The following is a 19012-nucleotide window of genomic DNA, read 5'->3' as shown; positions in this document are numbered from 1 at the left end:
AACAGGGTACTCAAATGTTTTGACCTGTCGGACGTTGTTATAAATGGGCTTGCTTTCAGGCTTTTCGGCGAGCGTGGGGACGAAGTCCTCGGGTTTGAGGTTTTGCCCTATATCAGCAGGAGAAGCGGTATTTTGATGTTCAGACGTACCATCTACGTCAGAAGACGTGGCAGTTGTGGCCGTCGTTTGTTGTTCGTCTGCGCTAAATCGTTTGCTCATGTTGTTTATCGTGTAAAGGGTAAAGCCTATCAACAGCGGTATAAACAAGACGACGAATATCAGGCTTTTGGGTATGCGGCGTTTAGGCTTAGTGTGTACTTCGGCGGATTTATACATGCCAAAGGTCTTTTTAGGCACGACAAACGTCCGCTCAATGGCTTTGGCAATATTGACGCTGCTATCGGGCTGGTCGACGCATTCGTTCCACTCGTAGAGTTTGCGCCCGACAGGCTTGATGGAAACGTGCATATGCCGTTGAACGAGCCGGCGGACGAAACTGTCAAGGAAGCTAGGATGTTGAGTAATCAACACGATGTCCAAACCGTGATGGCGGTGTGTTGCCAAGGCTTCAATAAACGGCGGTACTTTTGAAGCGGCGGAACGTGTACCCATCAGCCTTTGTGCTTCGTCTATGATAACGAGCGAACCATAAGGGAGGAAATCTTGAAACGGCTGGGATTTGATTTGTTCGTCTGAAAGTTCTTCGTGTTCTATTTTAAGTTCGAGAATACCGTTGACAAAGAGTGGGCGTTTTTTCTTTACGCCGTCTTTGTCGGTAAAGTGGGTGTAGCTTTCGTCGGTCATCAACATATTGACGACAGAAGCGGTCTTTCCGCTGCCCGGAACGCCAGTTTGTAAAATAATCATTTAGCTTTTCCCCCTGGAATAAATGACAGTTTGCTGATACTTTGCATGGCAACGTTAAATGCAAATGCACCGAATATCAGACCTAATGCATGGCCGAAACCTGCCATCATGACAATTTGAAGAATGTCTGATGGCATTGAGTTGAACTGATTTTTTACGTAGTCTTTTATAAAACCTAATCCAACTGTAAAACCTGTAAAGGTTACAAAACTAATGCCAAGGGCAATAAATACTTTTGCAACAATATAGGTTAATAGCCTTTGTAATATGGCAAAAAATGCAGCTTTCATGCTTTAGTCCTTTCTACTTGAAAACATGATAAATGCTGCTGCTACCGCAGCGATACCAATCACAAGGAATCGTATCATTTGGGCAAAATTACAAATCATGTCATATTTAAATTCCATGGTTATGCCCAAATAGGTTGCAGTTCGTGGAGCAGGGCAAACACCATTATCAGGTAGGAAGAAATCGGGGCTAAATGTTGTTTCGTTATTTGTATGAGGAATTTTGAAAGGTTCTTCCTGTTCCTCTACATCGCCTTTTTCTGAACAAGCTAATATGTCAGGGAAAACATTACAAAGTAACCCCTTAGATTCTTCTTTCTTGTCATCTTTTTTATCTTCTTTTCTTTTATCTTTATCAGATGGATCATCATCCGGATCAGGTTTATCATCCGGACGTTTATCAGGCTTATCATCTGGATCGGGTTTATCATCCGGCTTTTTATCAGGCTTTCCATCGGGATTACCGTCAGGATTACCTTCAGGTTTAGATTTAGGTGCTTCTGGACTACCGGGATCAAGATCAGGACGCTGCGTTGTTTCAACTTTTGCAGTTGAGTTGCCATTTGAATCTTGACCGAAAGTAATGGTAATTTGAACCGGTTTGCCGTTTTCGGGAGTGACAGGGCCAATGGTTACAACAGTACCGGCAGGGACTGATACTTTTTCGTTATATTCAGGTTTACCCGTGCCTTCTACAAAAGGGGTAGGGTTTGCGTCAATAGATGGGGTAGCAATTTGTAAGAATTTTTCTTGTGTCAGAACTTCTGTATCTCTCATGTATAAAGTAAATGAAAATGGACTTCTAATGTCGCTACCTCTTTTAACTGTACAATTGCCACCATTCAAATTAAATTGACATCCGTCTAAAAAAAAGTATTGCCAAAATTTTGATTTATCTTTGTTATCTAGTTCATGCTTTTGTTTTTCCCAAAAAGGTTCCGCAAGTTTTTCCATTTGGCTCTGCATAAGTTGTTCTGCTTCTCTTCTGCTTGTACCACCTTTTTTATAAGCACTTAAAACAGAACTATCAACGCCATAACATGCGGTTTTTTGTAATCTTCCTTCTCTATCTTGGGTAACAATACAGTTTCTCGCTGGCCATTCTTTTAAAAATTCTTCGCTGACTTCATTCCATATGTAGCCTTCTGATTCCAAAGGAGACTTAACGGCTTGATAAGCTTCGTAAGCAAGCAGTGCGCCGCCTATGTAGAGATTGCCTCGACTTGAAACGGCTAGTTTTGCGCCACTTTTAACTAGACCGAATGCGCCAGAAAGGACGGCTTTTCGGGATACTTGGGCTTCAACCGTTGCATTTACAGTTTGTTTTGCCAAATACCCTTCATAGCGAGCCTTCATAGCTTCCGTTTGAAATTTACGATATAAATTATCAGAAACAGACCTATTCCAAGGCTGCTTATCCCAGTGTGCTGTATGCTGACCATTATAAGTAACTGATTTACCTTTAATATTAATATCGCCAGCAAATAAATAAGAACTTCCCAAAAAAAAGAAGAAAAACAAAATTAATTTATTCATTTCGTACTTTTTCTATTCCCTTCTTCTCTTCTATAGATCTATTTAAATCAGCCATGAACTTAACCATATCAGGATCTGATGGACTCGGTTTTTTTGGACTTGTATTCATTAAATAAAAATCATCGTTATCCGATAATTTATTATTAGATTTAAATTTATTTTGAATGAAACCTAATAAATTTATAACTAGATAAGATGCCATCATGAAATATCTAATTTCATTAGGAATAAAAATAATATTTAAAAAATGCAATAAATAGAGAAGAACAAAAACAAGATTAAAAATTCTAATAAACATAATACTAACTTTCGTAATGGTTGCTGAAAGTTAGATTATATCGCTTCTTCATTAAAACGAACCATAACCACTTGCTATCATGTCTTCAACCGTACTATCTTCTGGCAGAATACCTGCATCAATCAGAAAAATTAAATAATCCTGATGTTGGTCATAACCATCTGACCAAACCCTTTCCATATACTCTTCGTGCGTTTCATGATCAGAGTCAGGCTCCATAAAGTCACCGAAGCCATAATCTGCTCCACCATAACTAGCCCCTTGTTCATACTCAAAATCATCTTCCATATCACTACCTAATCACTACCTATTTAAAAATCATCCAGCCCACCACGACCGGAACAAACACACCAAGATAAAAATAAAAATCCATCATGGTTTTACCTTAATTTCTGCCATATCAACCTAATACCCCAAACCGCTGCCATGATGGCAACTACTGACCAGCCTATATAGGATCCGTCCTTCATGCTGTCTATCGGGTTACACTCAGGCAATTCAGCTTTTAAAATCTGCTCCCCATATTTCCAACCGAACTTTGTAAAATTAAGCTGATAAAGCTTTCCGTCATCGCCAATCTTCGGAGGAACTAGGCTGAAATAGACATTTTCGGCGTCTTGGCGGGTTGCGTAACAGTTATTTCCAACTTGATAGCCCATCAGCAATCCTTATAGATATAAACGCCGTCTTCGTCTTCATCTTCGCCTATACCGTTTGCAATCGTTTCGAACTCTTGTTCCTGTGCTTCAAGTTCCTGCTCTTCTGCTACGAGTTCTTCATAAACGGCTAAGGCTTCTTCCTGCGTTCGACGTCTGTCTTCACACTCTTCGTGTTCATCTGACGATTCTTCGGCTTCATGTGCTTTAATTTCAGCTTCGGCTTTTGCCAGTCGGATTTCGGCAAGTCTTAATCGGATTTCATCCAGCCGTTCCCGAATTTCTTCACGACGTTCTTTGCGTTCGGCGGCTGCTTTAGCCTTTCTGCCGTCGATAACCGAACGTATCAGGGCGATACCTAAAAGTCCGCCATATGCCGACAAAACATAGCCGCCGATTTCTTTTATATCGGCAAGGCTGTATCCAAACTCTTTCGATAATGTGTCTAAAATCGACATCTCTATGCCCCTTTAAAATTCAGACGACCTTTAAGGGGTCGTCTGAAATATGCTTCAAATTAGCGCAATACGCGGCGGATCAGCTGGATAGCGAAGATTGAAGCGATAATACCCAGTACGATGGCCGCAACAGATAATGCATCAGTCTTTGCAGTATTCAAATCTGTTTTAACGCTTTCAGGTACTTCGGCCCATGCTTGAGTAGCGAAAGCCAGAGGAGCAGCGGCAACAACAGCCAGTTTTGCGCCGTATTTACGGCAAGTGTTCATGAATTTCATGATGTTTTCCTTTATGGAATGTTTATAAAAAATAGTTTTGCGGGCTTTGTGAAAGGTTTTACAGACCACCCGCCGAGCCTGTGAACTTATTCTTCTTTCAAATAGAATGCGAAGATTTGGAATCCACCTCCTATTTCTTCCATTCCGGCATTAAATGCGTCTTCATAACTTTCAAAATGCCCGGCAGATTTTAGATTTTGGGTAAAACCTGTATCGCCAAACGGATCGGGATAGATGAATTCATGTGATTCCAAATCCTGAACTATGAACAGTTCTTTATATTTCATGATTTAGCCTTTCGGCTTTGCCTCTGTTTGTACTTGGAACTCTTTCAGGGAGGGAACCATGCCTTTGCCTGTCGAAGTCATCTCTACGGTAATCATGACTTCGCAAGGGAAACTGAGGTTTTCCAGCTTTGCAAAGTTATCGCTTGAACCGAACTTCATCTGCGCTGCGGTGAATCCTACGGCGTTACCCGATTGAGACGGGAGCGGTGTAGCCACCAAGACGGAACAACTGTCAATCTTCGAGCCGTCAATTTCGCCTTTGAATTTTTTTGCACCTAAAAAGGTTGCTGGATAAGTGATAATCTGGGTTTGGTTAAACATGGATATTTCCTTTCTTAAAAATCATACCAATCAAATTTGACGGGCTTTTTGGTATAAGCCCTATATTCACCGCAATAAAGCCGATACTTGGAATTTTTAATACGGTTTCGCGCTGTTTCTTTATGCCATCGCGCCGTCCTTCGCTTCATCTGCTCGGCGAGCGGTAAACCTTCTTCATATTTATGCTGCAGCCATTGTTCATACGCTTCGTCTTCTTTGCGTTTTCTATCTGCTTCATACTGGACATCAAAAAGACGTTTATGCGGGTCGTAGCCATCAGACAGTTTGAAACAGACTGAATCTAAATCTAAAGCCATGACTTCAAAATCAAGTGCCGCTTCCGCCGATTCGTGTATAAACCCGCTTCTTTCTGCCTGCCTCAATTCGTTCAAATCGTATTTTTCAGGCTCCAGACCTTTGGGATAACCTTGTTCTGCTTTTAGATGCCTAACAATTTCTTCAGCCGTGAAACCTAAATCGGACATGAAATTGACGAGCTTGCCGACGGCGTTCTTTGCGTGTTTCAGTTTGTGGCCGAACGTCAGATTCAGTGCTTTACTTCTCGGCTCAAACCGTTTTTCTTGCGGCATATTTTTGAAAGTGCTGCATATGGGAAATGCGCCGCAAAAGTAACCGCCTTCGTCTGTCAGAATCTCAAACGGTATTTCTATATCTCCATGGTTAAACTGTATTTCAAACCTGACCCATGGACTGTCCTTATCACCCAATTGACGTCCTTTTTCGTATACGCGGACAAATCGGGAATTTTTCTTCCGACCAACATAGAACGTCTTACCTGTGCCGTCTTCTTTACGCCATGCCGACCCGACTGTCTCGGACTTCGGGCGCATATTGTGATTGTCGAAAAAGCCGTTATCGTGGTCTAACAGTGCCTGCTCAGGTGTATAGCTTCCATCGAAAAAATCCAACGCCAAATCGATTCGGGTTATTCTTGGTCGGACGGCGTTTTCCAAAAACTGCCTCATCCTTACTTCCCAACCCGCTTGCGCGAGATTGCACCCGACGCCTTTCAGCTCAATCAAAACGGTATCGCGCTGGCCGCCATAATGGACTTCTCCGTAATCCACATCTTCCGATCCGAGCCGGTACATGGATTCATAAAACTTGTTACCTTTGGACTTGCATTTTCGGGTAATGCCGAAACCTAAAATTTCTTCCAACTTCCTGCTCAAGACGTACATGTATTCAGTATCTGATACCAACGGACATCCGGCGATTTTTACCAATGTGTCTTCATGGAATGTTATAGAAAGCCAGTCTATGAAAACGCCGTCCTGTATGCCCCGCCTTTGCGGAACTTCAATCAGTTTCCCCCGCTCATCCGTGATGAAATGTGAGAAATATTCTATTTGGCTCATCTGCTCCCCTCTTTTGGAATTTCGGGGCTTTGATTTTTGCTCCCCCCCTGTTAGTCAAGGGGGGGGCTTTCTGCCGCTTCCCGTCTGCCGCGCTGGCGCGCGTCCGACGGTCTGCGACCGAAAGCCCTTCATTCCGACAAACTATTAAAGAACAATAAACGGCGAACCGTCCGAAGTTAAAATGACAGGATAGTGAGAGCCTGCCGAATCTATTTTTTTCAGCGTTTCCAACAAATCTGGAAACGTTTCTTGCGTTTCCAGTTCATGGGCTTTTCCTACTTGGAATCTGTAAAAGCACAAAACACATGAATTTTTTAATTTGAATATTCGCCAGTAAGACGAACTGAAAATAATGTTTGCTGACATAAAAAAGCCCCTTTCACTTGGCTAATGAAAGGGGTTTGTTAAGTTTGGTTAATTGCCCCTTTCACGGGGCGTAATATATAAGGTCGTCTGAAATTTTGAGTTTGATTCGTAGGCAAAGCCCACGCTACGGGTTTCAGACGACCTCTGTCATCTCCCTTCTACATCTCTTCCAGTTTCGCAAACTTGGTATCCAGCTCTTTCACGCCCTGTTTGCCGAAGTTGATGGTCAGTCGGGCGGATTCGCCTTTGTCCACGGCATCGATGATGACGCCGGTGCCGAATTTGGCGTGGCGGACGTTTTGGCCGATGCGGAAGCCTGCGTAGGTTTGCGGCTGTTTGAAGTCTTCGATGATTTTGTCCCGTTGTACGGCGGTTGGGCGTGTATTGCCGTAGCTGTCGTAGGCGGGTTTTTTGACGGACAGATAGTGCAATACTTCGGGCGGGATTTCTTCGACGAAGCGGGAGACGATGCCGAATTGGGTTTGTCCGTGAAGCATTCGTTGTTGCGCCATGGTGATGTAGAGGCGTTTGCGGGCGCGGGTGATGGCGACGTACATGAGGCGGCGTTCTTCTTCGAGGCCGCCGCGTTCGGCAAGGCTCATTTCACTGGGGAAGCGGCCTTCTTCCATGCCGGTGAGGAAGACGGCGTTAAATTCCAAACCTTTGGAGGCGTGGACGGTCATCAGTTGTACGGCTTTTTCGCCTGCGCCTGCTTGGTTTTCGCCGGATTCGAGGGCGGCGTTGCTCAAGAAAGCGAGGATGGGGAAGGCGGGGTCGTCTGAAATGTTTTCGGGCAGGGTTTCAAAGTTGCTGTCTTCGGGTTTGAATTCGATGGCGGCGTTGACGAGTTCATCGAGGTTGTCGAGGCGGTCTTGGTTGTCGCCTTTTGGGGTTCGGTAGTGTTCGGTCAGTCCGCTGTCTTTGAGGATGCCGACGATGATTTCGGACAGGGGCATTTGTCCGACTTGGTTGCGAAGGGCTTCAATCAGGCGGACGAAGGCGGCGATTTTGGTGGCTTTTGAGCCGGCATTGCAGGCTGCCTGCCAGAGGGTGATGCCTTGTTCGTTTGAGGCCGTCTGAAGGTTTTCGATGGTGCGTGCGCCGATGCCGCGCGGTGGGAAGTTAATCACGCGCAAGAGGGCGTTGTCGTCGTCGGGATTGACGGCGAGACGCAGGTAGGCGAGGGCGTGTTTGATTTCTTGGCGTTCGTAAAAGCGCAAGCCGCCGTAGATTTTGTAGGGGATGCCGCTGCGGAACAGGCTTTGTTCGATGACGCGGGATTGGGCGTTGCTGCGGTAGAGGACGGCGATTTCGTCCAAATCCCAGCCTTCGCGTTCGAGGGCTTTGGTTTCATCCACGATGAATTGGGCTTCTTCGAGGTCGGTAAAGGCGGAGTAGTAGCGGATTTTGTCGCCTGCTTCGGCGTCGGTGCGCAGGTTTTTGCCGAGGCGTTCGTCGTTGTTTTCGATGACGGAGTTGGCGGCGGCGAGGATGTTGCCGACGGAGCGGTAGTTTTGTTCGAGTTTGACGGGCGCGTCGATGTGGAATTCTCCCATCAGCGCGGTCATGTTGCCGACGTTTGCGCCACGGAATCGGTAAATGCTTTGGTCGTCGTCGCCGACGGCAAAGACGGCGGCGTGGTTGCCGGCAATCAGTTTCAGCCACGCGTATTGCAGCTTGTTGGTGTCTTGAAACTCGTCGACCAGAATGTGGTTGAATCGGTTTTGGTAGTGCTGGCGCAGGATTTCGTTGTTTTGCAGCATTTCGTAGCTGCGGAGCATGAGTTCGGCAAAATCGACCACGCCTTCGCGTTGGCAGATTTTGTCGTATTCGGCGTAGCACTCAATCATGCGACGTGTGTGCGGATCAGGTGCGCTCAAGACGGAAGCGCGTAAACCGAATTCTTTTTGCGCGTTGATAAAGCCTTGCAATGAACGCGGTGCGATGATTTCTTCGGCGATGTTGAGGCTTTTGAGCAGGCGTTTGATCAGGGAAAGTTGGTCGCCGCTGTCGAGGATTTGGAAGGAAGAGGGCAGGCCTGCGTCGCGGTGGTGCAGGCGCAAAAAGCGGTGGCAGAGGCCGTGGAACGTGCCGAGCCACATGGCGCGGATGTTGACTGGGATCATTGCGCCCAAACGGGTCTGCATTTCTTTGGCGGCTTTGTTGGTAAACGTTACCGCCATAATGCTGTGCACGCTGGCTTGTCCGCTTTGCAAAAGCCAGGCGATACGCGTGGTCAGTACGCGCGTTTTGCCGCTGCCTGCGCCTGCCAAAACGAGGGCGGATTGCGGCGGCCAGGTTACGGCGGAGAGTTGTTCGGGGTTTAAGCCTTGCAGGAGGTTGGGGGCGGATTCGTTGGGAAACATGAAGAGGCCGTCTGAAAATAAATGGGAATGCGATATTTTAAAGGAAATACAAAAGGCCGTCTGAAAAGATGTTTCAGACGGCCTTTGTGTTGGAAGCCGATTAGAACGGACGTACTTCCAAACCGAACATACGGCGCGCGGTGTTCAGCATTTGGCAGCTGAAGCCCCACTCGTTGTCGTACCATGCGAACACTTTAACCATTTTGCCTGCGGTGACTTTAGTCAGCGTAGAGTCGAATGTGCTGGCTTGGGTAGTGTGGTTGAAGTCCATAGAAACCAGCGGCAGGGTATTGTAGGCCAATACGCCTTTCAGACGGCCTTCTTCGGAAGCGGCTTTCATCAGCGCGTTGATTTCTTCGGCGGAAGTGTCGCGGCCTGCTTGGAAGCTCAGGTCAACCAGGGAAACGTTGACGGTCGGTACGCGGATGGCGAGGCCGTCGAGTTTGCCTTTCAGGTCCGGCAATACCAAACCGACGGCTTTTGCAGCGCCGGTTTTGGTCGGAATCATGTTTTCCACACCGCTACGCGCACGGCGCAGGTCTTTGTGGCGTACGTCGGTTACGGTTTGGTCGTTGGTCAGCGCATGGATGGTGGTCATCACGCCGTTTACGATACCGATGTTTTCGTTCAATACTTTGGCCACAGGTGCCAGGCAGTTGGTGGTACAAGACGCGTTGGAGATAACGGTCATGTCGTCGGTAATCACGTCGTCGTTTACGCCGTAAACGATGGTTGCGTCTACGTCATCGCCGCCGGGAGCGGAAATCAGCACTTTTTTCGCGCCGCTTTCCAAGTGGATTTTGGCTTTCTCTTTGCTGGTGAACGCGCCAGTACATTCCATTACCAGGTCAACGCCCAATTCGCCCCATGGCAATTCGGCTGGGTTGCGGGTAGAGAAGTAAGGGATTTTTTTACCGTCGATGATGAGGTGTTTCTCATCGTGGGAAACTTCAGAGTTGAAGCGGCCGTGAACAGTGTCAAATTTGGTCAGGTGGGCGTTGGTCTCGATGCTGCCGCTGGCGTTGATGGCAACGATGTCGAGTTGGTCTTGCAGTTTGTAGTCAAAAATAGCGCGCACTACTTGGCGGCCGATGCGGCCGTAGCCGTTGATGGCAACTTTGATACCCATGGCTTTTCCTCTTCTTTTGGGTTTGGGTTTGGGTGGGGAGTGAATGGTGGCAATTATAGCAAAAATGTAGTGCTGTGTAATTAATGTTTTATTGAAAATTTTAGGTTCGATTATTTTTAATTGTAGATGATTAGAGTAGAAATACAGGTTTAAATTTAATGTTATTTAATATTTTTTGAAATTTCATTTTTTATTAATTCTGTTTTTAGTGTTTTATGCTCGTTTTAAATCATGGTAATGAATGAAACGGGAAAAGGCGGATTGTTTTTGTTTATATTAAACAGAATTTGAGTGTGGCTTTTGATTACAACATACAACAGTGTAATTTTCAGACGGCCCGGGTTTAATCGAGCAAAAGGAAAAGACCGTCTGAACATTTTTGATGACATGGAATTTAAACGCCTTGGATTCCCGGTTTTCCTTGCCGGATAAGGGGAGGGCGGTTTTTAGCAAAGGGGAAAATTGTCGGAACAAGGGAGGGAAAAACGGTGGATTGAGCTGTGTTTGGGGGTTATATAAATAAGTGTATGAAGGTTTTAGTCGTAGTGTATGAAGATTTTGCTTGTGATTTTAATTTAATTATGACTTGTCAACACTGTTAAATTTTTTTACGATAAGGTCAGATTATGTTTGCATGGCCATAAGCGGTGCATCCTCTATACCGGATATTATCCTTGTCCGAATATCTACTTTAACCGACCGGCTTGCCCGGCCTGATTCCTAAATATATACGCGCAAGGCTGAACGGCCTTGGCGGCACTCGACTTTTAAGAGGTTCATCGTGTCAAATTCTCAATCCAGCGAACGCGCGACGTTTAGCAGTCGCCGCGCCTTTATGTTTGCTGCCATCGGCTCGGCCGTGGGCTTAGGCAACATTTGGCGATTCCCTTACATCGCTTTCGACAACGGCGGCGGTGCTTTCGTCCTCCCTTACTTGGTTGCGCTGTTGACGGCAGGTATTCCGCTGTTGCTGCTCGACTACGCCATCGGCCACCGTTACCGCGGCTCGCCACCTTTGGCTTTCCGCCGCCTCGGCCGTTTGTTTGAGCCGATGGGTTGGTGGAACTTCCTGACCAACGTCATCATCTGTATCTACTACGCCGTGATTGTCGGCTGGGCGGCAAGCTATGCCTATTATTCTTTGACTTCGGCATGGGGTGCAGATCCGCAGGCATTCTTCTTCAAAGACTTCCTGCAAATGGCCGATGCCAAAGACTTGGGCTTGGATTTTGTCGGCAAAGTAGCCGGTCCGCTGATTGCCGTGTGGGTGTTTACGCTGGCGATTATGGCTTTGGGCGTACAAAAAGGCGTGGCCGGTTCATCTACATTCTTCATGCCTTTGTTGGTGGTGATGTTCGTCATCATGGTGGGCATTGCGCTGACTCTGCCGGGTGCGGCAAAAGGTTTGAACGCTTTGTTTACGCCTGACTGGAGCCGTTTGGCGGATCCGAAAGTCTGGGTAGCCGCATATGGCCAGATTTTCTTCTCGCTCTCCATCTGCTTCGGCATCATGATTACTTATTCTTCTTACCTGAAGAAAAAAACCGACTTGGGCGGTACTGGCTTGGTTGTCGGCTTTGCCAACAGCAGCTTTGAGTTGCTCGCCGGTATCGGCGTATTTGCCGCATTGGGCTTTATGGCTCAAGCCGCAGGCAAAGAAGTCAGCGAAGTGGCATCCAACGGTATCGGTTTGGCGTTTATCGCGTTCCCGACCATCATTAACCAAGCCCCTATGGGTGCGTTGATCGGCGTGTTGTTCTTCGGCTCTCTGGTGTTTGCCGGTGTCACTTCGATGATTTCCATCGTTGAAGTGATTGTGGCTGCGATTCAAGACAAAATGAACATTGGCCGTGTCAGCGCAACGCTGATTGCAGGCGTGCCAATGGCAATTATTTCTACCTTGCTGTTCGGTACGACTACCGGCCTGCCTGTGTTGGATGTGTTGGACAAATTCATCAATACCTACGGCATTGTGGCTTCCGGTTTTATTTATGTTTTGGCGATTGTCTTGTTGAACAAGCTGCCGGAACTGCGCAACCACTTGAACGCGCTGTCTTCCATCCGTGTCGGTAAAGTGTGGACTGCCAGCGTGGTGGTTACCGTCGCTATGCTCGGCTATATGCTGTATCAAGATACTGCCAGCCTCTTAAAAGAGAATTACAGCGGCTATCCTGACAGCTTCCTCAATATCTTCGGTTGGGGCATGGTAGGCACTCTCTTGGTATTGTCCGTCCTGCTATCTTTCTTGCCGTGGAAACATGGTCAGAACTTCAACGTCAAAGACGAACATGAACACGAACGTGAAGGAGACGAATAATGAGTACTTCAGCCATTATTATGATGCTTGTCGCATTGATCGTCATTTGGGGCGGATTCATCGTCTCCGTCCTGCGCCTGCCTAAAGAATAAGGTTTGAGCAAATGAAAAGGCCGTCTGAAATTTAAATTTCAGACGGCCTTTCCCGTTAAAAATGGTAAAACGGCCTAAAAAAGAGTAGAATATGGACCGTTTACAACTCTGCGCCTCTCAGCAGGCTTGAATTATGGACCTTCCCAGTTCGTCTTTGAACTTCCCATCTGATACACAACAACAATAATCATCCCGCCGAAATGCCTTCCCGCGTCTGGCGGGCGGAGCATTTATGAGCATCGAACAAACCCCTCCGAATCTCGACAATATCCCCGACAATGATGTGGTAGAAGACCGCATTTCTGACGATCGCATCTCTGACGATATCGACCGCATCCACGCCTTATGCGAAATCCTTGAGCCGTCATTTGAACAAATCGAAGCAGGCATGCCGATTGAAGACGAAAGCCTGTGCGACAAGTTCACCGAGCTGACCGTCCTCTTGGCCGAGTTGCACCCTGCCGACGTGGCCGCCGTCTTGGAATCTCTGCCACCGCGCGAGCGTAACATCGTTTGGCTTTTGGTCGCCCCTGAAGACGACGGCGAAGTGTTGCTGGAAGTATCCGACTCCGTACGCGAAATGCTGATCGAGTCCATGGACAAAGACGAGCTGTTGGCCGCTGTCGATGATTTGGACGCAGACGAATTGGCAGAACTGGCAGACGACTTGCCGCACCAAGTGGTGTACGAAGCGCTGCAAACGCGTGATGAAGAAGAACGCGAGCAGGTCAAAGCGGCGATGTCTTACGAAGACAACCAAGTCGGCGCGATTATGGACTTTGAATTGGTCAGCATCCGCGCCGATGTGACGTGTGAGGTCGTGTTGCGCTACTTGCGCCGTTTCGACAGCCTGCCCGACCATACCGACAAGATTTTCGTGGTCGATGAAAACGACGTGTTGCAAGGTGTGCTGCCCATCCGCAAACTCTTGGTCGCCGACCCCGAAGACATGGTGGCGGACGTGATGGCCACCGATGTCGTGCGCTTCCGTCCCGAAGACGACGTGGAAGAAGCGGCGCAGGCGTTTGAACGTTATGACTTGGTAACCGCGCCGGTTGTCGATGAAAACAAAAAGCTGATCGGCAGGATCACCATTGACGAAATGGTGGACGTGATCCGTGAAGAATCCGAAGCCGACATGTTTAACATGGCCGGTTTGCAAGAAGAAGAGGACTTGTTCGCCCCGATTTGGGACTCGGTGAAAAACCGCTGGATGTGGCTTGCCATCAACCTGTGTACCGCCTTTATCGCTAGCCGCGTGATTGGCGCATTTGAAGGCAGTATCGAGAAAATCGTCGCACTGGCTGCGCTGATGCCCATCGTCGCCGGCATCGGCGGCAACTCCGGCAACCAAACCATCACCATGATCGTCCGCGCCATGGCGATGGGACAAATGACCAGCACGCAGGCAGGCCGCCTGCTGAAAAAAGAAGTCGGCGTCGCCCTCGTCAACGGCATTATTTGGGGCACCGTGATGGGCGTGATTTCATGGCTGCTCTACGGCAACATCGGCATCGGTTTGGTCATGGTGGCCGCGATGACCTTGAACCTTTTGCTTGCCGCGACCGTCGGTGTCCTCATTCCCGTCATGATGGACAAAGCCGGACGCGACCCGGCATTGGGCAGCTCGGTGCTGATTACCGCGGTCACCGACTCCGGCGGCTTCCTGATTTTCTTGGGATTGGCAACCATATTCCTGTTGTAATAGGAAAAAAGGACGTGTTCGACACGTCCTTTTTCAAACCGTTTAAAAGGCCGAGACCTTTGCAAAAAAGCCCTTCCCCCCAACAGCCGAAACCTAAACACAGATTTTCGGCTGTTTCCGCCACGGTTTCATGATTTCCCCTGCCGTAACCGCCGCCGCCGTCAGATTGGCAGTGGCACTGTTTGACGGAAAAGACGCGCCCGAACGTGATGAAGAAAGCGGTTTGGCGTATATTGGAAAATAAGCTTGAGGTAAAATAAGCTTTAGTTCGTCTGAAAACGTCGCGCCATCAGTTTTATAAAGGTAACAATATGAATTTAGAAACCAAAATTCCGCCGCCGGCGATATGTTTTATTTGTGCGTTGTTGATGTACATCTCTACCCAAGTGTCGGCGTTAGCCGACATATTGCCGCGCTTTCCTATATTGCTGTCGGTTGTTTTCATGGTGTTTGGGACTCTGTTGAGCGTATTAGGTGTGTGGGCGTTTCGCCGTTTGCGCACGACCATCAGCCCGCTCCACCCCGAACAAACCGAACACTTCGTTTCAGACGGCGTGTACCGTTTCAGTCGCAATCCGATGTATGCGGGTCTGGGCTGCTGGCTGGTCGCCTGGGCGGGCTATTTGGCGCACCCGCTGCCGTGGTTGTTTTTGGCTGCATTTGTTGCCTATATGACACGCTTTCAAATCATGCCCGAAGAACGCGTTTTGGCGCAGAAATTCGGTGCAGAGTACGAGTCTTATTGTCGGCGCGTCCGCCGTTGGTTATAAAAGCGAAAGCTTCCCATCAAGTATCGCCCCTCTTCTGCTCTACGGCATGAATGCGAATACTCGATGTTTTTAGACAACCTTTATTGCTCCGTAAGAAATGAAAAAGGACACCCCATGACCTTCCCGCCCCTAAAATCCCCGCTCAAATTCTACGCCGTCGTTCCCACCGCCGATTGGGTGGAGCGCATGGTCGAAGCAGGTGCCGACACGGTGCAACTGCGCTGCAAAACCCTGCACGGCGATGAATTGAAATGCGAAATCGCCCGCTGCGTCGCCGCCTGTCAGGGCAGCCGTACGCAGCTTTTCATCAACGACTACTGGCGCGAGGCGATAGAAGCGGGCGCATACGGCGTACATCTCGGACAGGAAGACATGGACACCGCCGACCTTGCCGCCATTACCGCCGCCGGTTTGCGCTTGGGTTTGAGTACGCACTCCGTCGCCGAACTCGACCGCGCTTTGTCCGTACACCCCAGCTATGTCGCCAGCGGCGCGATTTTTCCGACTACGACCAAACAAATGCCAACCGCCCCGCAAGGTTTGGACAAACTGCGCGAATACGTCAGACAGGCACGCGGCACGCCCGTCGTCGCCATCGGCGGCATCGATTTGAACAACGCCGAAGATGTGCTTGCCACCGGCGTTTCCTCGCTCGCTGTTGTTCGCGCCGTGACCGAAGCGGAAAATCCCGAAGCGGTGGTTAAAGCGTTTCAGGCTTTGTGGAATGAATGAGGCCGTCTGAAAATAAGAAGTCTGACAAGAGGAGCAAACATTATGAAGATTATATTGAACAATGAAGCCATCACATTAAACGGCACAACCGTTGCCGACCTTATCGCCCAAACCGCGCCGCAAAAGCCGTTTGCCGTTGCCGTCAATACCTATTTTGTCGCCAAAGGCGCGTATGCGGAAACGGTTTTAAACGAAAACGACAAAGTGGACATTGTGCGCCCCGTAGTCGGCGGATAAGCAGTTTGCAATCAATAGGTTGGGTATTTGCGCTCGACTTTTGCCTGTTTGAATATCGGGCAGGGTTGCCCGATTGCCTTATGCTTAAAATCTAAAAAATATTACAAAGGAATCCATCATGTTTACCCTATACGGAGAAACTTTCCCTTCACGGCTGCTGCTCGGTACGGCTGCTTATCCGACGCCGGAAATCCTCAAGCAGTCTGTTCAAATCGCGCAACCGGCGATGATTACCGTTTCGTTACGCCGCGCCGGCAGCGGCGGCGAAGCGCACGGGCAGGGCTTTTGGTCATTGTTGGAAGAAATGGGCGTACCTGTGTTGCCCAATACCGCAGGCTGCCAAAGTGTGCAGGAAGCCGTAACTACTGCACAAATGGCACGCGAAGTGTTTGATACCGATTGGATCAAGCTCGAACTCATCGGCGATGATGACACCTTGCAGCCGGATGTGTTCCAACTGGTTGAAGCGGCGGAAATTCTGATTAAAGACGGCTTTAAAGTGCTGCCTTATTGCACCGAAGACCTGATTGCCTGCCGCCGACTGCTTGACGCAGGCTGTCAGGCGTTGATGCCGTGGGCGGCGCCGATTGGCACGGGTTTGGGCGCGGTTCATGCTTATGCGCTGAAAGTCCTACGTGAACGCCTGCCCGACACGCCGTTGATTATCGACGCGGGTTTGGGTTTGCCTTCGCAGGCGGCGCAAGTGATGGAATGGGGTTTTGACGGCGTGTTGCTGAATACCGCCGTTTCCCGTAGTGGCGATCCGGTCAATATGGCACGCGCTTTTGCGCTTGCGGTCGAGTCGGGCCGTCTGGCTTATGAGGCGGAACCTGTGGAGGCGCGTGAGAAAGCGCGCGCCAGTACGCCGACGGTGGGCCAGCCTTTCTGGCATTCGGCGGAATATTGATACACATTAGGGCGTGTCGAACACGCCCTTTTTTATTGGTAAAAAACCTGATTTCAGGTTGAACAGAATGTTCAGACGGCCTTGGTCAAAAGCTGTTTCAGTGGCTTTAAGATTTGCCATGCCTGCGCTTTGAGTTGCGGCTGCATCAGCAGGCGGGCGGGGTGGGGAATGACGAAATGCGGCCGCTTCCCGCACAATTCGTTCATCAGTCCAATCATGTCGGGGCTATCAAAGATTTTGCCGAGAAACAAGACTGCGCGCGCTTGCGAAGCGGTCAGCTCGTTTTGCATTTCGGCAAGTTCGGAGCGGATGTGTTCGGCATCGGGGAGAGCGGTAAATACGGGCGCGGTTTTGACCCATGCGGTTTTGTGCGCCTGCTCGGGTTTGAGGCCGATAGCAGCGAGGATGTTGTCGAGAAGCGTGCCGACATCGCCGCTAAACAGCGTACCGTGCAGGCTGTCTTCGGTGGACGGGCAAATGCTGACCACCATGATTTCAGACGGCCTGATGGTTACGTCAAGACGGGGCAGATTGTCTGAATGCGCGGCTTTTTCTGTTTTTGCCGGTGTTTCGGCAATGGCTTTGGGTGCTGCTTCGGGAACGCGGACAGCAGGTTTGGCCGTTTGTGCAGTGGCAATGGCGGCAGTGCGTGCCCGATGGGCGCCTGCGGATAAAGTGCGCACGGCTTGCGCGGTATCGGCAGCAATGGCTTTGGGGCGGACGGGTGCGGCTGATGCTGCGGCTTGAGGCGCGGCATGGATGATTTTGGCGTTTTGGTTCAGCCACATCGGGCCCAAACCCAAGGCTTCGTGCAGGTGCAGGTAGCGGCTGCTTAACATGATTTCTCCATCAATACGGCATCTTCGCTGCCACCGTCGGGCAGGGCGTAGTAGTTTTTGCGGCGGCCGCAGGTTTGGAAGCCGTGTTTGCGGTAGAGCTGTTGCGCGGTTTCATTGCTTGCGCGGACTTCGAGCAGCAATCGGGTTGCGCCTTGCTGTTGCACTGCGTTTTGCCAGTGTTGCAGCAGGGCGGACGCAATGCCTTGGCGGCGGTATTCGGGCGCGACGGCAATCAAATGTAGCTCGGATTCGTCAAATACGGTTTGCCACACGATAAAGCCGGTAATTTGGTTGTCTGCCTGTCTGAGCCAAATGCTGTCGGGATGGTGTTGAACAGCTGATTCAAACTGCTTCACCGTCCACGACGAAGGATTGCCTTGTGCGTCGATGGCGGCAAGGGTGGGGCAGTCGGCAAGTACGGCTGGACGCAGGTTCACGGTTTGGCCTTTTGTTGGGCTTGCTCTTGCGCGGTCAGGGCAATTTTGTTGCGGACGTAGAGCAGCTCGGCGTGTGCCGCGTCAGTAGCAACATAGCGGCCGCTGCGGGCAAGTTTAAGATAGTCGGTGGCGGTCGGCATATCGGCTTGACCGTCAAAAGGCGGTTTGTCGGCGAGGGCAAAGGCGTTACCGATGCCGCCGCTAGGCGTTTTGCCTTCGGGCGCGGTAATGGTGGCGGCTTTGCCAACTGTGTAATCGCTCAAGCGGACATGGTTTTGCGTATCAAACCATGCGTAGAACACTTCGCCCATGCGTGCATCGGTGGCCGCCAGTACGCAGCTTGATGGCGGCAGCAGCGAAGCGGCGGCATCGAGGCAGGGAATGCCGATCATGGGCGTGTCAAACGGCGTGGCCAAACCTTGTGCAACCGCCGCGCCGATACGCAGGCCGGTAAATGCGCCGGGGCCTTGTGCATAGACGATGTAGCCCAAATCGGCGGCAGTGATGCCTGCTTCTTTAAAGAGGCGCTCGATTTGCGGCAGGATTTGTTCGGATTGCTTGGTGCCGACATTTTCGTGAAACAGGCGGATTTCGCCTTGATGTTCCAATGCGATGGACAGAAAGGATGTGCTGGTGTCGATGGCAAGAGTCGGGCGGTTGTCGGTTGGCATGGTGTTATTTTTTAGAAGGATATGGGTTGCCATTATAGTGGAACGGCGAGAGGGAACAAAGCACTCGGGCGGCGCTT

The 19012-nt window shown here is 49.5% G+C and carries 23 protein-coding genes and 1 pseudogene; 8 read left to right on the top strand and 16 right to left on the bottom strand.

Annotated elements, in window-relative coordinates:
• The 13 genes from HMPREF3139_RS01255 to gap form a co-directional block, all read right to left on the bottom strand.
• Nucleotides 1–867: zonular occludens toxin family protein (locus tag HMPREF3139_RS01255; protein WP_141743124.1), on the bottom strand; the 867-nt coding region annotated here is incomplete at its 3' end.
• Complete coding sequence (locus tag HMPREF3139_RS01250; RefSeq protein WP_070459732.1) at nucleotides 864–1157, bottom strand: DUF2523 domain-containing protein; 294 nt, start codon at nucleotides 1155–1157, stop codon at nucleotides 864–866. The genes HMPREF3139_RS01250 and HMPREF3139_RS01255, both read right to left, overlap by 4 nt.
• Before the next feature lie 3 nt (nucleotides 1158–1160).
• Nucleotides 1161–2690: an IgG-binding virulence factor TspB family protein gene (locus HMPREF3139_RS01245; RefSeq protein WP_070459727.1), complete on the bottom strand. Its 1530-nt coding sequence runs from the start codon at nucleotides 2688–2690 to the stop codon at nucleotides 1161–1163.
• A complete protein-coding gene (locus HMPREF3139_RS01240) occupies nucleotides 2683–2988 on the bottom strand; it encodes a hypothetical protein (RefSeq protein ID WP_070459724.1) in 306 nt (101 codons plus the stop codon). The genes HMPREF3139_RS01245 and HMPREF3139_RS01240 overlap by 8 nt, the downstream gene beginning before the upstream one ends.
• 51 nt (nucleotides 2989–3039) lie before the next feature.
• Complete coding sequence (locus HMPREF3139_RS01235) at nucleotides 3040–3276, bottom strand: hypothetical protein (RefSeq protein ID WP_070459721.1); 237 nt, start codon at nucleotides 3274–3276, stop codon at nucleotides 3040–3042.
• 92 nt (nucleotides 3277–3368) lie between these two features.
• Complete coding sequence (locus HMPREF3139_RS01230; RefSeq protein WP_036472918.1) at nucleotides 3369–3647, bottom strand: hypothetical protein; 279 nt, start codon at nucleotides 3645–3647, stop codon at nucleotides 3369–3371.
• Nucleotides 3647–4102, bottom strand: a complete 456-nt coding sequence (locus HMPREF3139_RS01225) for a hypothetical protein (protein WP_070459717.1) — start codon at nucleotides 4100–4102, stop codon at nucleotides 3647–3649. Before HMPREF3139_RS01225 ends, HMPREF3139_RS01230 begins: the two co-directional genes overlap by 1 nt.
• A 59-nt stretch (nucleotides 4103–4161) precedes the next feature.
• Entirely contained in the window at nucleotides 4162–4380 is a 219-nt protein-coding gene (locus HMPREF3139_RS01220) for a major capsid protein (protein WP_070459714.1), read from the bottom strand.
• A gap of 86 nt (nucleotides 4381–4466) precedes the next feature.
• Complete coding sequence (locus HMPREF3139_RS01215; RefSeq protein ID WP_070459711.1) at nucleotides 4467–4667, bottom strand: hypothetical protein; 201 nt, start codon at nucleotides 4665–4667, stop codon at nucleotides 4467–4469.
• Between the two features lie 3 nt (nucleotides 4668–4670).
• Nucleotides 4671–4988, bottom strand: coding sequence for a hypothetical protein (locus tag HMPREF3139_RS01210; RefSeq protein ID WP_070459708.1), 318 nt, complete (start codon nucleotides 4986–4988; stop codon nucleotides 4671–4673).
• Nucleotides 4989–5002: 14 nt separating this feature from the next.
• Entirely contained in the window at nucleotides 5003–6367 is a 1365-nt protein-coding gene (locus tag HMPREF3139_RS01205; protein ID WP_083290020.1) for a replication initiation factor domain-containing protein, read from the bottom strand.
• Between the two features lie 524 nt (nucleotides 6368–6891).
• Nucleotides 6892–9099 (bottom strand): DNA helicase II, encoded by a 2208-nt coding sequence (gene uvrD, locus HMPREF3139_RS01200; RefSeq protein WP_070459703.1) that lies wholly within the window; start codon nucleotides 9097–9099, stop codon nucleotides 6892–6894.
• A 100-nt stretch (nucleotides 9100–9199) separates the two neighbouring features.
• Nucleotides 9200–10228 (bottom strand): type I glyceraldehyde-3-phosphate dehydrogenase, encoded by a 1029-nt coding sequence (gap, locus tag HMPREF3139_RS01195; RefSeq protein WP_003682614.1) that lies wholly within the window; start codon nucleotides 10226–10228, stop codon nucleotides 9200–9202.
• Between the two features lie 781 nt (nucleotides 10229–11009).
• On the opposite strand from gap, the gene HMPREF3139_RS01190 reads away from it, so the two are divergent.
• From HMPREF3139_RS01190 to HMPREF3139_RS01165, 8 genes and pseudogenes are all read left to right on the top strand, one after another.
• Nucleotides 11010–12545: a sodium-dependent transporter gene (locus HMPREF3139_RS01190; protein ID WP_083290018.1), complete on the top strand. Its 1536-nt coding sequence runs from the start codon at nucleotides 11010–11012 to the stop codon at nucleotides 12543–12545.
• A complete protein-coding gene (locus tag HMPREF3139_RS10425) occupies nucleotides 12545–12637 on the top strand; it encodes a methionine/alanine import family NSS transporter small subunit (protein ID WP_036472778.1) in 93 nt (30 codons plus the stop codon). Before HMPREF3139_RS01190 ends, HMPREF3139_RS10425 begins: the two co-directional genes overlap by 1 nt.
• A gap of 232 nt (nucleotides 12638–12869) precedes the next feature.
• Nucleotides 12870–14342: a magnesium transporter gene (gene mgtE / locus HMPREF3139_RS01185; RefSeq protein ID WP_070459695.1), complete on the top strand. Its 1473-nt coding sequence runs from the start codon at nucleotides 12870–12872 to the stop codon at nucleotides 14340–14342.
• Nucleotides 14343–14442: 100 nt separating this feature from the next.
• Nucleotides 14443–14586, top strand: a pseudogene (locus tag HMPREF3139_RS10835) (FAD-dependent oxidoreductase); the annotation flags it as partial.
• 67 nt (nucleotides 14587–14653) lie between these two features.
• Nucleotides 14654–15112 (top strand): methyltransferase family protein, encoded by a 459-nt coding sequence (locus HMPREF3139_RS01180; protein WP_070459692.1) that lies wholly within the window; start codon nucleotides 14654–14656, stop codon nucleotides 15110–15112.
• Nucleotides 15113–15226: 114 nt separating this feature from the next.
• Nucleotides 15227–15844, top strand: coding sequence for a thiamine phosphate synthase (gene thiE / locus HMPREF3139_RS01175; protein WP_070459686.1), 618 nt, complete (start codon nucleotides 15227–15229; stop codon nucleotides 15842–15844).
• 42 nt (nucleotides 15845–15886) lie between these two features.
• Entirely contained in the window at nucleotides 15887–16081 is a 195-nt protein-coding gene (gene thiS / locus HMPREF3139_RS01170) for a sulfur carrier protein ThiS (RefSeq protein ID WP_070459683.1), read from the top strand.
• A gap of 118 nt (nucleotides 16082–16199) precedes the next feature.
• Nucleotides 16200–16988, top strand: a complete 789-nt coding sequence (locus HMPREF3139_RS01165) for a thiazole synthase (RefSeq protein ID WP_049332237.1) — start codon at nucleotides 16200–16202, stop codon at nucleotides 16986–16988.
• 71 nt (nucleotides 16989–17059) lie between these two features.
• Here HMPREF3139_RS01165 and HMPREF3139_RS01160 read toward each other — a convergent pair whose 3' ends face one another.
• The 3 genes from HMPREF3139_RS01160 to tsaB are packed head-to-tail and all read right to left on the bottom strand — an operon-like array spanning nucleotide 17060 to nucleotide 18935.
• Nucleotides 17060–17827, bottom strand: a complete 768-nt coding sequence (locus HMPREF3139_RS01160) for a uracil-DNA glycosylase family protein (RefSeq protein ID WP_070459679.1) — start codon at nucleotides 17825–17827, stop codon at nucleotides 17060–17062.
• The gene (rimI, locus tag HMPREF3139_RS01155) at nucleotides 17821–18264 is read right to left on the bottom strand and encodes a ribosomal protein S18-alanine N-acetyltransferase (protein ID WP_070459676.1); all 444 of its coding nucleotides are present in this window, start codon (nucleotides 18262–18264) and stop codon (nucleotides 17821–17823) included. The genes HMPREF3139_RS01160 and rimI overlap by 7 nt, the downstream gene beginning before the upstream one ends.
• Nucleotides 18261–18935 (bottom strand): tRNA (adenosine(37)-N6)-threonylcarbamoyltransferase complex dimerization subunit type 1 TsaB, encoded by a 675-nt coding sequence (tsaB, locus tag HMPREF3139_RS01150; protein ID WP_070459674.1) that lies wholly within the window; start codon nucleotides 18933–18935, stop codon nucleotides 18261–18263. The genes rimI and tsaB overlap by 4 nt, the downstream gene beginning before the upstream one ends.
• Nucleotides 18936–19012: the final 77 nt, after the last annotated feature.

This window comes from Neisseria sp. HMSC15G01 (assembly GCF_001808255.1).
GTDB classification, from domain to species: Bacteria; Pseudomonadota; Gammaproteobacteria; order Burkholderiales; family Neisseriaceae; genus Neisseria; species Neisseria subflava_A.
This window is presented reverse-complemented; position numbering and strand designations above follow the sequence as displayed.

Coding starts and splice junctions, on each gene's coding strand:
- HMPREF3139_RS01250 (WP_070459732.1), bottom strand. CDS start 1,157: ATGAAAGCTGCATTTTTTGCCATATTACAAAGGCTATTAACCTATATT.
- HMPREF3139_RS01245 (WP_070459727.1), bottom strand. CDS start 2,690: ATGAATAAATTAATTTTGTTTTTCTTCTTTTTTTTGGGAAGTTCTTAT.
- HMPREF3139_RS01240 (WP_070459724.1), bottom strand. CDS start 2,988: ATGTTTATTAGAATTTTTAATCTTGTTTTTGTTCTTCTCTATTTATTG.
- HMPREF3139_RS01235 (WP_070459721.1), bottom strand. CDS start 3,276: ATGGAAGATGATTTTGAGTATGAACAAGGGGCTAGTTATGGTGGAGCA.
- HMPREF3139_RS01230 (WP_036472918.1), bottom strand. CDS start 3,647: ATGGGCTATCAAGTTGGAAATAACTGTTACGCAACCCGCCAAGACGCC.
- HMPREF3139_RS01225 (WP_070459717.1), bottom strand. CDS start 4,102: ATGTCGATTTTAGACACATTATCGAAAGAGTTTGGATACAGCCTTGCC.
- HMPREF3139_RS01220 (WP_070459714.1), bottom strand. CDS start 4,380: ATGAAATTCATGAACACTTGCCGTAAATACGGCGCAAAACTGGCTGTT.
- HMPREF3139_RS01215 (WP_070459711.1), bottom strand. CDS start 4,667: ATGAAATATAAAGAACTGTTCATAGTTCAGGATTTGGAATCACATGAA.
- HMPREF3139_RS01210 (WP_070459708.1), bottom strand. CDS start 4,988: ATGTTTAACCAAACCCAGATTATCACTTATCCAGCAACCTTTTTAGGT.
- HMPREF3139_RS01205 (WP_083290020.1), bottom strand. CDS start 6,367: ATGAGCCAAATAGAATATTTCTCACATTTCATCACGGATGAGCGGGGG.
- uvrD (WP_070459703.1), bottom strand. CDS start 9,099: ATGTTTCCCAACGAATCCGCCCCCAACCTCCTGCAAGGCTTAAACCCC.
- gap (WP_003682614.1), bottom strand. CDS start 10,228: ATGGGTATCAAAGTTGCCATCAACGGCTACGGCCGCATCGGCCGCCAA.
- HMPREF3139_RS10425 (WP_036472778.1), top strand. CDS start 12,545: ATGAGTACTTCAGCCATTATTATGATGCTTGTCGCATTGATCGTCATT.
- mgtE (WP_070459695.1), top strand. CDS start 12,870: ATGAGCATCGAACAAACCCCTCCGAATCTCGACAATATCCCCGACAAT.
- HMPREF3139_RS01180 (WP_070459692.1), top strand. CDS start 14,654: ATGAATTTAGAAACCAAAATTCCGCCGCCGGCGATATGTTTTATTTGT.
- thiE (WP_070459686.1), top strand. CDS start 15,227: ATGACCTTCCCGCCCCTAAAATCCCCGCTCAAATTCTACGCCGTCGTT.
- thiS (WP_070459683.1), top strand. CDS start 15,887: ATGAAGATTATATTGAACAATGAAGCCATCACATTAAACGGCACAACC.
- HMPREF3139_RS01165 (WP_049332237.1), top strand. CDS start 16,200: ATGTTTACCCTATACGGAGAAACTTTCCCTTCACGGCTGCTGCTCGGT.
- HMPREF3139_RS01160 (WP_070459679.1), bottom strand. CDS start 17,827: ATGTTAAGCAGCCGCTACCTGCACCTGCACGAAGCCTTGGGTTTGGGC.
- tsaB (WP_070459674.1), bottom strand. CDS start 18,935: ATGCCAACCGACAACCGCCCGACTCTTGCCATCGACACCAGCACATCC.